This window comes from Streptomyces sp. NPDC032161, from assembly GCF_040636995.1.
GTDB lineage: Bacteria > Actinomycetota > Actinomycetes > Streptomycetales > Streptomycetaceae > Streptomyces.
In genome coordinates this window covers 191,290-202,945 of the sequence record NZ_JBEZVN010000004.1, presented here as the reverse complement: position 1 = coordinate 202,945, position 11,656 = coordinate 191,290, and the positions used below count along the sequence as shown (strand labels likewise).

Annotated in this window: 9 protein-coding genes; 3 read left to right on the top strand and 6 right to left on the bottom strand. The window is 74.7% G+C overall.

Annotation, left to right across the window (positions count from 1 at the left end; genetic code table 11):
• Window positions 1-100 precede the first annotated feature (100 nt).
• Window positions 101-1,228, bottom strand: coding sequence for an aminopeptidase P family protein (locus AB0E67_RS13205; RefSeq protein WP_362025046.1), 1,128 nt, complete (start codon window positions 1,226-1,228; stop codon window positions 101-103).
• Window positions 1,229-1,645: 417 nt separating this feature from the next.
• Here AB0E67_RS13205 and AB0E67_RS13200 point away from each other — a divergent pair, with 417 nt between their 5' ends.
• The gene (locus tag AB0E67_RS13200) at window positions 1,646-2,455 is read left to right on the top strand and encodes an ABC transporter ATP-binding protein (protein ID WP_362025542.1); all 810 of its coding nucleotides are present in this window, start codon (window positions 1,646-1,648) and stop codon (window positions 2,453-2,455) included.
• Between the two features lie 47 nt (window positions 2,456-2,502).
• Here AB0E67_RS13200 and AB0E67_RS13195 read toward each other — a convergent pair whose 3' ends face one another.
• A complete protein-coding gene (locus tag AB0E67_RS13195) occupies window positions 2,503-3,162 on the bottom strand; it encodes a response regulator transcription factor (RefSeq protein ID WP_073785186.1) in 660 nt (219 codons plus the stop codon).
• Window positions 3,150-4,379: a histidine kinase gene (locus AB0E67_RS13190; RefSeq protein WP_362025043.1), complete on the bottom strand. Its 1,230-nt coding sequence runs from the start codon at window positions 4,377-4,379 to the stop codon at window positions 3,150-3,152. Before AB0E67_RS13190 ends, AB0E67_RS13195 begins: the two co-directional genes overlap by 13 nt.
• A gap of 173 nt (window positions 4,380-4,552) precedes the next feature.
• Between AB0E67_RS13190 and AB0E67_RS13185 the strand changes: the two genes are divergently transcribed.
• Together AB0E67_RS13185 and AB0E67_RS13180 are read left to right on the top strand one after the other, a co-directional pair.
• Entirely contained in the window at window positions 4,553-5,269 is a 717-nt protein-coding gene (locus AB0E67_RS13185) for an ABC transporter ATP-binding protein (protein ID WP_362025040.1), read from the top strand.
• A 218-nt stretch (window positions 5,270-5,487) separates the two neighbouring features.
• Window positions 5,488-8,088 carry an ABC transporter permease gene (locus AB0E67_RS13180; RefSeq protein ID WP_362025038.1) on the top strand — a complete coding sequence of 867 codons (2,601 nt, stop codon included), beginning with the start codon at window positions 5,488-5,490 and terminating at the stop codon, window positions 8,086-8,088.
• Window positions 8,089-8,113: 25 nt separating this feature from the next.
• Here the strand turns inward: AB0E67_RS13180 and AB0E67_RS13175 are convergent, their stop codons facing one another.
• From AB0E67_RS13175 to tdh, 3 genes are all read right to left on the bottom strand, one after another.
• Window positions 8,114-9,046 (bottom strand): LysR family transcriptional regulator, encoded by a 933-nt coding sequence (locus AB0E67_RS13175; protein ID WP_362025035.1) that lies wholly within the window; start codon window positions 9,044-9,046, stop codon window positions 8,114-8,116.
• Between the two features lie 97 nt (window positions 9,047-9,143).
• Window positions 9,144-10,337 (bottom strand): glycine C-acetyltransferase, encoded by a 1,194-nt coding sequence (locus AB0E67_RS13170; protein ID WP_362025032.1) that lies wholly within the window; start codon window positions 10,335-10,337, stop codon window positions 9,144-9,146.
• 169 nt (window positions 10,338-10,506) lie between these two features.
• On the bottom strand, window positions 10,507-11,535 hold the full coding sequence (gene tdh / locus AB0E67_RS13165) for an L-threonine 3-dehydrogenase (protein WP_362025030.1): 1,029 nt from the start codon (window positions 11,533-11,535) through the stop codon (window positions 10,507-10,509).
• Between the last annotated feature and the right edge of the window lie 121 nt (window positions 11,536-11,656).

Genomic DNA, 11,656 nt, shown 5'->3' with positions numbered 1-11,656 from the left:
TCTCCGATCGAAGGTCACCCGACAGGCTCTGGGACCGGGGCCGGCGTCCCCGCCTCCCGCCCGGCTCCCCGCCGTCGACGCGCGCCGCGCGGTCGCCCGGCTACTCGACGATCGCCAGTTCGCGCGCCGTGTTGTTGAGGCGTCGGCCGCCGTCCTCGGTCACGGTCACGATGTCCTCGATCCGTACGCCGAACCGGCCCGGCAGATAGATGCCCGGCTCCACCGAGAAGCACATCCCGGGCACCAGCGGCCGTTCCTCGCCCTCGATCATGTACGGCGGCTCGTGGGTGGTGACGCCGATGCCGTGGCCGGTGCGGTGGATGAAGCGCTCGCCGTAGCCGAACTCGGTGATGACGGCGCGGGCCGCCCGGTCGACCTCCTGGCAGGCGATCCCGGGCCGGACCGCGGCGCAGCCCGCCTCCTGCGCCTGCCGCACGATGTCGTGGACCCGCTGCTCCTCGGCGGTGGGTTCGCCGACATGGACCGTACGGGAGGTGTCGGAGCCGTAACCGTGCTTCAGACCACCGAAGTCGAGCACCACCATGTCGCCCCGCTCGATGGTGCGGTCGCCCGCCTCGTGGTGCGGGTTGGCGCCGTTCGGGCCGGAGCCGACGACGGTGAAGTCGACCTGGGAGTGCCCGAACCGCTTGAGCAGGTCGGAGAGTTCGGCGGCGATGTCGGTCTCCTTGCGCCCCGAGAACCGCACCTTGAGGATCTCCTCGTACGTGGCGTCGGCCGCGGCCCCGGCGGCCGCGAGCCGCTCCAGCTCGGGGGCGTCCTTGACCGCGCGGAGCATCGGCAGGGCCTCGGTGAGGGAGACGTACGAGGTGTCCGGGAGCGCGCGCCGCAGTCCGAGCAGATGCATGGCCCAGGCGTTGTCGCTGATCCCGTACCGTCCCCGGTCCCGCAGGAGCGGGGCGGCGACGGCGTACGGGTCCTTGCCGTCGGTCCAGTCCCGCAGGGTGAGGGCCGGTCCGCCGACGGCCTCCGCCGCGTCGGGGGCCTCCAGGGTCGGGACGACGAGGACGGGGTCCTGACCGGGCGTGAGGACGAGGAGCGTGAGGCGTTCGGTGCTCACGGGCTGATAGCCGGTGAGGTGGACGAGGTCGGGGCCGGGGGCGACCAGCACCCCCGCGAGCCCCGCCTCGGCGGCGGCGTCGGCCGCGCGCGCCATCCGGGCCCGGTAGTCGTCGGCGGTGAAGGGCACGGGCTGGTTCGGGCTGGGCATACGGGCCTCCTGGCGAGCGCGGGACGTCACGACGGGACATGACACGGCGTACGGCATCCTGCCCGTACCCACCGGGTCGACGCGAGCGGCACCCCGCGGGAACGCGCGGAGCGGTACCTCTGCGGCGAGGTGCGGGGCGTCGCGCACGGCATTCGCGAACGGGGCGCGCGGCGGCCAAGTCCGGTGCGGCCCGCCGGGCTTGACGGGCGGGCCGCGCCCGGGCCGTGCACCGCAGCCTCCGGGAGACCGAAGAGGGATTAGGCTAGGCTTACCTATGCTGATGGTGCGGGAGAGCGGCCCCGACCGCCGGTTCCGGCCCGGACAGCCCCGAGGAAAGGCATGACCGGCATGACAGACGCCACCACGACGACGGTCCCGCCCCGCACACCGCCCGCCACGGGCCCGGCGGTGCCCGGCATGGACCTGACGATCGAGGCGCTCACCGCCGGATACCCCGGCCACACCGTCGTGAACGGGGTCGACCTCTCCGTGCCCGCCGGCAAGGTCGTCGCGATCGTCGGCCCCAACGGCTGCGGCAAGTCCACACTGCTGCGGTCGATCGCCCGCCTCCACCGCCCGGAGTCGGGCACCGTCCGGGCGGGCGACTCCGACATCTGGCAGCTGAGCCAGCGCGCCGCCGCACACCGTATCGCCCTGCTGCCGCAGTCCCCGCAGGCTCCGGAGGCGGTGACGGTCGCCGGTCTCGTCCGGTACGGACGCCACCCCCACCAGGGCCTGTTCCGGCAGTGGTCCCGCGAGGACGAACGGGCCGTGCGCGAGGCCCTGTCCGCCACCGGCACCACCGGGCTGGCCGACCGCCGCATCGACCAGCTGTCCGGCGGCCAGCGCCAGCGCTGCTGGCTTGCGATGGTGCTCGCCCAGCAGACGCCGATCGTGCTGCTCGACGAGCCGACCAGCGCGCTCGACCTGGGTCACGCGGTCGAGGTCCTCGAACTGGTCAGGGAGGTGGCGGCGGCCGGCCGCACGGTCGTGATGGTGCTGCACGACCTGGCGGGCGCCGCCCGGTACGCGGACATCCTGGTGGCCATGAACGGGGGCCGGATCGTCGCCCGGGGCGCGGCCCGTGACGTGGTGGACGCCGCCCTCGTCCGGGAGCTGTACGGGGTCGAGGCGGACATCATGGACGCGCCCGGCGACGGCGCCCCCGTCGTGGTGCCCACGGCACGCGCGTCCCGCGAGCGGCGGACCGCGCCGGCCGGCCGGTAGCGGGCGCCACGCCGCCCCGTGCGGCGCGGTCCGGCCCCGGACCGGAGTCAGCGCGCGCCCTTGCCCTCCAGGTACGCCAGCACCGCGAGCACCCGCCGGTGCACCGTGCCGTCGTCCGGTTCCAGACCGAGCTTGAGGAAGATCGACCCGATGTGCTTGCTCACGGCGCGCTCGGTCACCACCAGTTCGTCGGCGATGGTGCCGTTCGCCTTGCCCTGTGCCATCAGTTCCAGCACCTGGCGCTCGCGCGGGGTGAGGTTCTGCAGGGGCTCGGCCGAGGACTTGCGGGTCAGCAGCTGCGTCACCACCTCGGGATCGAGCGCCGTACCCCCGCCCGCGACCCGTTCGAGCGCCTGGAGGAACTGGTCGACGCGGCCCACCCGGTCCTTCAGCAGGTAGCCGATGCCCTGGGCGCCCCGGGCGAGCAGTTCGGCGGCGTACGTCTCCTCGACGTACTGCGACAGGACCAGGATCGGCAGGTCGGGCAGCCGGTCGCGGGCGGCGAGCGCGGCACGCAGGCCCTCGTCGCGGAAGGTGGGCGGGAGCCGCACGTCGAGCACGGCGGCGTCCGGGCGGTGCTCCAGCAGGGCGGGCAGCACCTCGGGCCCGGCCGCCGCGGCCGCCACCACCTCGTGGCCCGAGCTGGTGAGCAGCAGGATCAGGCCCTCCCGCAGCAGCGCGTTGTCCTCCGCGATCACGATCCGCACGGCAGCTCCACTTCGATCTCCGTAGGCCCCCCGGTGGGGCTGCTGATGCGGGTGGTGCCGTCGAGGGCGGCGATCCGCCGTCTGATGCCGACCAGCCCGCTGCCGGCGCCTTCGTCCGCGCCGCCACGACCATCGTCGCCGACGACCACGCGCAGGTTGCCGGGGGGCCGGTCGATCCGCACGGTCGCGGCCGTGGCGCCGCTGTGCTTGCCGATGTTGGTGAGGGCCTCGGCGACCACGAAGTACGCGGCCGCCTCGATCGCGGCCGGAAGCCGTCGCCCGTCGTCCACACCGTCCACGTCCGTGCTGACGGGCACGCCGACGTCGGCGGCCAACGCCCTTACCGCGCCCGCGAGTCCGCGGTCCGTCAGGACCGGCGGGTGGATGCCGCGCACCACGTGCCGCAGCTCCGCCAGCGCCTCCTCCGCCCCGTCCTGGGCCTCGTCGAGGCGCCGGCGCGCGGCGTCCGGGTCGCGGTCGAGGAGCTGTTTGGCGAGGCCGATGCGCATCGACAGGGCGACGATCCTGGCCTGGGCGCCGTCGTGCAGGTCCCGTTCGATGCGGCGCAGTTCGGCGCCGTGCGCCTCGACCGCCCCGGCCCGGCTCTCGGTCAGCTGATCGATCCGGCCGGCGAGGACGGCGGACGGCGAGGGGGTGAGCAGGGACCGGGTCCAGCTCGCCGACAGGTCGGCGAGGACACCGTGCCAGCGCAGGGCCCAGCCGTGCCGCACCGGCGGCGGCGTGCCGTACTCGTCGGCCCTCCGCCGGTCCAGCAGGTGCTGGACCGGCAGCACGACCCCGTCGACGAAGAGCCCGACCGGCCACAGCGCCATCGCGAGACATCCGAGGCCGTTCCCCGCGAGCGCGTGGAACGGCATCCAGCGCGCCCCGTGCCAGACCATCGGATCGGTGAGGACACGGCGCACCCGTTCGGAGAGTTCACCGCCGTCCGGGGCGGGCCAGGGCGCCGGGGCGTAGGGGACGCCGAGCCGTTCGGCCGCCCTGCGGCGCTCGAACTCCACCAGCAGGCGCAGCGGCTTCACGGCCTCGGGCAGGGCGGGCAGCCCGATGAGCACCGCCGCGAACAACAGGACGGCCACCACCAGGAAGGAGCCCACGTAGCAGACCACGGCCGTCCCCATGCCGATGAACAGGTGGCGCGAGGCGTCCCAGGAGCGCCGGACGGCGATCGCCAGTGGGGTGGGGGTGGTGCTCATGCCGCACCACGTTACGGGGCGTCCCCCGTCGCCGGAGTGGTGGTCTCCCCCGGGCTCCCGGTGTAGCGGGCTGAACCCCGGTCCGGGTGTGCGCGCCCTCGCTCCCCGCTCCCGGCGCTCCTAGCGTTTACACAGGTCAGCCAAGGAACGGAAGAGGAACGGTGGGTTCGAGGGTGGACACGGTCACAACGGTCACGGGGGTGCGGGCGACCGCGCTCGCCCTGGAGTCGGTGACCCGGCGCCATGGGCCGCGCGGCGGCCGGGGGACGCTCGCGCTCGACGCGGTGAGCTGCACGGTCCCGGCCGGGAGCTTCACCGCGGTGGTGGGGCCCTCGGGGTCGGGGAAGAGCACGTTCCTGCAGTGCGCGGCGGGCCTGGACCGCCCGACCTCGGGGACGGTACGGGTCGGGGGGACCGATCTCGGCTCGTTGTCCGAGGCCGCGCTGACCCGGCTGCGCCGGGACCGGATCGGGTTCGTGTTCCAGTCGCACGCCCTGAACCTGGTGCCCTCGCTGACCATCGAGGAGAACGTGGTGCTGCCGCTGGTGCTGGCGGGCGCCGGTCCGACGGACGAGCGGGTGCTGGCCCGCGGCCGTGATCTCCTGGCCCGGGTCGGCCTGGCGGGCCGGGGCGGGCAGGCCCCCGCGACGCTCTCGGGCGGTCAGCAGCAGCGGGTCGCGGTGGCACGGGCGCTGGTGACCGCACCCGAGGTGATCTTCGCGGACGAGCCGACGGCCTCTCTGGACCCGGAGTCGGCGGGCCTGGTGCTCGGGCTGTTGCGGGACGCGGTCCGGGCCGACGGCCGCACGGTCGTCATGGTCACCCATGATCCGGCGGCGGCGAGCCGGGCGGACACCGTACTGACGATGGACGGCGGACGGCTGCGATGACCCCGTACACGTGGAGGAACACGGACGCGGACGCGGGCACGGGCACGGGAAGGGACACGAGCGCAAACACGGGGACCGGCGCGGGCACGGGAGCAGGCGCGGTGTCGGGCGCAGCGACCGGCGCCGGTTCCGGTCCCGGGACCGCCCGGACCGGGAGCGTGCCCGGCTCGGGGGCCGGGTCCGGGTCCGGGTCCTGGTCCGGTCCCGGGAGCAAGGACATGCGTTCAGGGGCGCGGCGTGCCTCGGCGTTCCTCGCCCGGCGCTCGCTGAGGGCCCATCGCGGGGCCTGGGCCGCGGTGTTCGGGGCGACGGCGGCCGCGGCCGCGCTGATCGGCGCGTTCGCCCTCGTCCTGGGGTCGCTGCTGCTGGCCGGACCGCCGGTGGGCCGTCATGCCGCGGCGGACGCGGTGGTGGTGGCCGACCAGCGGGTGACGTACACGGCGAAGCCCTGGGGCAGCGAGCCGAGGACCGCCGAGACGTATCTGCCGGAACGGGTGCGTCTGGACCGTTCGGTGGTGGCGGGGGCGGCCGCCGCCGAGGGTGCCGCGAAGGCCGTCGCGGACGATTCGGTGCTGGTGGCCGTGGGCTCCCGGAACGGTGACGGCCGGGCGCGGGACGCGGTCCCGGCCGTGGGGCGGTCGTGGGCGGCCGCCGCGCTCACCCCGTACCGGCTGACCGGCGGTCACGCGCCGGACGGCCCGGACGAGGTGGTCGTCGACCGCGCCCTGGCCGCCGCGACCGGCAGCGGACCCGGCAGCCGGGTGACGGTGCAGACCGACGGCACGCCCCGGCCGTACACCGTCAGCGGCGTCGCCGAGCCCTCGCACCGGATCGGTGGCGCCCCCGCCCTCTTCTTCACCGAACGGCGGCTCACCGCCCTGGCCGGGCATCCCGGCACGGTCGACGCCGTCGGCGTCGTCGCCGAGCACGGTGTGCCGGTGGAGGCGCTGCGCTCGTCGCTGGAAGCCGCGCTGCCCGACCGCGCGCACGGCGACCGTGCCCTCCGGGTCCTCACGGGACCGGAGCGCGGGCAGGCCGAGTACGTCGACGCGCTCGGCGCCCGCGGGGAATCACTGCCGCTGCTGGCCTCCGTGGCCGGAACGGTCGTCATGGTGGCGCTGCTGGTGATCGCCACCACGATCTCCCAGGCGGTCCACCAGCGTTCTGGCGAGCTGGCACTGCTGCGCGCGGTCGGGGCGACTCCCCGTCAGCTGAGGTCGGCCGTCGGGCGAGAGGTGAGCCGGGTGGCCGGTGCCGCGTCGGTGCCGGGCGCGCTCGGAGCCGTACCGCTGGGACTGTTCATGCGGTCGCTGCTGACCACGGAGGCGTTGCCGCTGCCCGTGCCGGTGTGGCTGCCGCTCGCGGCGGGCGCCGTGGCGGCGGGCCTCGTCACGCTCCTGGCGCGGCCGGTGTCGATGCTCGCGGCCAGGTCCATCACCCGGCTGCGGCCCGCCGCGGCACTGGGCGCCGCGGGTGCGCCCGAGCCGAGCGGACCGGGCCGGGCGCGGACGGTCGCCGGTGTGGCGCTGGCCGTCGCCGGGGTCGGTTCGGCCGGTGCGGCGACGGCGCAGAGCGGGCAGGCCGCGGCGGTCGCCGCCTCGGGCGCCGCGACCTCGCTGATCATCGCGGTGGCGCTGCTGGGGCCGTGGGTCGCCCGGGTGGCGCTGCGGCTGCTCGGCGGCCCGGTGCGGTGGCTGGGCGGGGTGTCCGGATTTCTGGCCGTCAGGTCGGCGGGCGCGCACCATCGGCGCCTCGGCACGGCGATCACCCCGATCGTGCTGGTCGTCGCGTTCGTCTGCGTACAGCTGTCGGCGGCCTCGACGCTGGAGCGGGTCGCCGGCCGGCAGGCCGCCGCCGCGCTGCGGGCGGACCTGGTGGTGACGGGTCCGGCCGCCGGACTGCCGGAGGGCGCGGTCCGTGCGGTGCGGGAGGCCCCGGGTGTGACGGCCGCGACCGGCGTACTGCGTTCCGGGGTCGTCCTGACCCGTCGTGAGCTGGGCGATCCGGTGCTGGAGCGGATCCCCGTGCTGGGGGTGACGGCGGGCGGGCTGTCCGGCACGCTCGATCCGCGCGTCGCCTCGGGCGACCTCGCGGAGCTCACCGGCCGGGGCACGGTCGCGGTCGGCCGGGACCGGGCCGCCGATCTGGGCATCGGCACCGGCGACACGGTGGCGCTCCGCCTCGGCGACGGCACGCGGGCACGCCTCCGCGTGGTGGCGCTGTACGAACGGTCCGTGGGGCTCGGTGAGTTCATGCTGCCGAGCGAGGCCCTGGCCGGTCATGTCGAGTCCCCGCGCGCGTTGCGGATCCTGGTCCGCACGGCGGACGGCGGTACCGAATCGGCCGCCGCGGTGCGACACGCGCTCGCCCCGTACACGGGTGTACGGGTCCGGGCCGCGACGGCGGACGACATACGGATCGCCCCGGCGGCCTCGGACCAGGACGACGCCCTGGTGATCATCGGGGTCGGGGTGATCGGCGGCTTCGCCCTGCTCGCGGTGATCAGCACGCTGTCCCTGATCACGGTGGGGCGCGCCCCGGAGTTCCGCCTGCTGCGGATGGTCGGCGCGAGCCGCCGCCAGGTGCGGCGGGCTCTGGTCCTGGAGACGGGTCTGGTCGCGGTGGCCGGCCTGGCGATCGGCACGCTGGTCGCGGCGGTGCCGCTGGTGGCCTTCGCGGTGTCGACGACCGGTTCGCCGCCGTACCTGCCCCCGGCCCGCTACGGGGCGCTGGCGCTGGCCGTGGTGGCGGCGGCCGGACTCGGCACGATGCGTCCGGGCGGGGCCGGGGGACGCCGCCTCGGGGGACGGACCGGCTGAGGCGGAGCGCCCGGCCGGCCACGCGTCACGGCGACGCGGGCAGCGGCAGTGCCGCCTCTCGTTCCGCCGCCGCGGCCAGCGCGTCCAGCACCGGTGCGATCAGCGGGTGCCCCTCCGCCCCGTGCCGTACCGCGGCGAAGACGCGGCGGGTGGGCGCGCTGCCCCGTACGGGCCGTACCACCACGCCCGTCAGCTCCATGCCGCGCAGCGCCGAGCGGGGCACCAGCGCCACCCCGGCACCCGCGCCCGCCAGTGCGACGACGGCGCGGAAGTCGTCGGAGGAGTGCTCCATCCTCGGCTGGAACCCGGCGAACTCGCAGGAAAGGACCACCACGTCGTGGCACGGGTTGCCGGGGTACGGGCCGATCCAGGGGTCCTTCTCCAGGTCGGCGATCGCCACCGCGTCCTGTCCGGCCAGCCGATGGTCCACCGGCAGCACCGCGTCGAAGGGTTCCGAGTAGAGCGGGACCCGGGTCAGCCGCCGGTCGTCCTCGCCCGGCGCGCCCCGGTACTCGACGGCGACCGCCACGTCCACCTGACGGTCCAGCACCATCGGCACGCTCGCGTCGCCCTCGGCGTCCTGGACCCGGACCCGGATGCCGGGTGCGGTGCGGGCCAGTTCGGCGATCGCGGGGGCGAGGACCAGGCCGATGCCGGTGGCGAACGCGGCGACCGTGACCGTGCCGGCGTCCCCCGCGCTGTAGGCGGCCAGTTCCGCCTCGGCCCGCTCCAGCTGGGCCAGCACCGCGTTGGCATGGGTCAGCAGGATGTCCCCGGCGGGGGTGAGCCGGGCGCCGCGCGCGTTGCGTTCGACGAGGCGGTGCCCGGTCTCCTGCTCCAGTGCGGCCAGTTGCTGGGAGACCGCGGAGGGCGTGAGATAGAGCGCGGCGGCCGCGGCGGTCACCGTGCGGTGGTCCGCCACCGCACGGAGAATGCGCAGCCGCCGTGCATCGATCATGTTCCTCATTGTCCCAGGTCACGAAGAAGGTCCTGACTCCGGGAGAAGCAAGGTCCTGACTCCGGGGGAGGAAGTTCCCGGCTCCGGGAAGCGGGGGCTACTGCCCCAGCGCGGCCCGCGCGTCGACGAACGCGTCCACGGCGCGGTTCACGTCCTCGGTGGAGTGCGCGGCGGAGAGCTGGACCCGGATGCGGGCGGCGCCCTGCGGGACGACCGGGTACGAGAACCCGATCACGTACACCCCGCGCTCCAGGAGCAGTTCCGCCATCCGGCCCGCCTTCGCCGCGTCCCCGATCATGACGGGGGCGATGGCGTGGTCGCCGGGCAGGACGTCGAAGCCCTCCTCGGTCATCCGGGTACGGAAGAGCTTGGTGTTGGCGGTGAGCCGTTCACGCAGGTCGTCGGCGCCCTCCAGCAGGTCGAGGACCTTGAGCGAGGCCGCCGCGATGACCGGGGCGAGGGAGTTGGAGAAGAGGTACGGGCGCGAGCGCTGGCGCAGCAGGGCGACGATCTCGGCGCGGGCCGCGACGTAGCCGCCGGACGCGCCGCCGAGGGCCTTGCCGAGGGTGCCGGTGATGATGTCGACGCGGTCCATCACGTCGTGCAGCTCGGGGGTGCCCCGGCCGCCGGGGCCGACGAAACCGACGGCGTGCGAGTCGTCGACCATGACCATGGCGTCGTGGCGCTCGGCCAGGTCGCAGATCTCGCGCAGCGGGGCGACGTACCCGTCCATGGAGAAGACGCCGTCGGTGACGACGAGGCGGCGGCGGGCCCCGGACGCCTCCTTGAGCTGGGTCTCCAGGTCGGCCATGTCGCGGTTGGCGTAGCGGAAGCGCCGGGCCTTGGACAGCCGGATGCCGTCGATGATGGAGGCGTGGTTGAGGGCGTCGGAGATGACCGCGTCCTCCGGGCCGAGGAGGGTCTCGAAGACGCCGCCGTTGGCGTCGAAGCAGGAGGAGTAGAGGATCGTGTCCTCCTGGCCGAGGAACGTGGAGAGCCGTCGCTCCAGCTCCTTGTGGACCTCCTGGGTGCCGCAGATGAAGCGGACCGAGGCCATGCCGTAGCCCCAGCGGTCCAGGGCCTCGTGGGCGGCGGCGATGACGTCGGGGTGGTCGGCGAGGCCGAGGTAGTTGTTGGCGCAGAAGTTGAGCACCTCGCCGGGGCGGCCGCCCGAAGTGACGGCGACGCTCGCGGACTGCGGGGTGCCGATCACGCGCTCGGGCTTGTGCAGTCCGGCGGCCTGGATCTCGTCGAGGGTGGTGCGCAGGTCGTCGCGTACGGAGTCGAACATGAGGGGTGTCTCCCAGCTGGTCGCGAGGGTTCGCCGTGTACGGGCGGGGGTGTTGAGCGTCGGGTGTCGGAGGGGCGGGCGCGGCTTCGGGCGGGCGGGCCCCGGGTTTCGGCGGACGGGCCCCGGGTTTCGGCGGGCGGTCGCCGGCTTCGAGGACGGCGATGACGGGTCAGGAGGTCCAGTCGAGGATGACCTTGCCGCCACGGCCGCTCGCCGCGTCGTCGAAGGCCGCCTCGAAGTCCCGGTACCCGTACCGGCCGGTGATCACGGGGGCGAGGTCGAGGCCGCCCTCCAGCAGCACGGACATGGCGTACCAGGTCTCGTACATCTCACGGCCGTAGATCCCCTTGATGGTGATCATGGAGGTGACGACGTGGGCCCAGTCGACGGGGAACTCCTCGGACGGCAGTCCGAGCACGGCGATCCGGCCGCCGTGCGTCATGTTCGCGATCATGTCGCGCATCGCCTCGGGCCGCCCGGACATCTCCAGGCCGATGTCGAAGCCCTCGCGCAGGCCGAGCCGTCGCTGCCCGTCGGCGATGGTCTCCTCGACGACGTTCAGGGCGAGGCTGGCGCCGACCTTCCGCGCCAGCTCCAGACGGGCCTCGCTGACGTCGGTGATGACGACGTTGCGGGCGCCCGCGTGCCTGGCGACGGCGGCGGCCATGATGCCGATCGGCCCGGCACCGGTGATCAGCACGTCCTCGCCGACCAGCGGGAACGACAGCGCGGTGTGCACGGCGTTGCCGAAGGGGTCGAAGATCGCGGCCACGTCCAGGTCCACGGGGACCCGGTGCACCCAGACGTTGGACGCGGGAAGGGCGACGTACTCCGCGAACGCCCCGTCCCGTCCCACGCCGAGCCCGACGGTGGAGCGGCACAGGTGGCGCCGTCCGGCCAGGCAGTTGCGGCACTTCCCGCACACCAGGTGGCCCTCGCCGCTGACCAGGTCACCGACCTTGATGTCGACGACGTCGGCGCCGGTCTCCGCGACCTCGCCGACGAACTCGTGCCCGAGGACGAGCGGAGTGCTGACGGCCTGCTGGGCCCAGCCGTCGTAGTTCCGGATGTGCAGGTCGGTGCCGCAGATGCCGGTGCGGAGCACCTTGATCAGTACCTCCGAGGGACCGATCTCCGGCTCCGGCACGTCCATCAGCCAGAGTCCGGGCTCGGCCTTCTGCTTCACGAGTGCCTTCACGGCGGTGGCTCCCTGCGCTGTACGACGTCGAATGCCCCGGACCGGCGCATTCCTGGGGGAATCCGCGGGCCCGGGGACGAAGATGAGGGACGGCATGGCAGCGCGTCGACCGGCTGCCGCG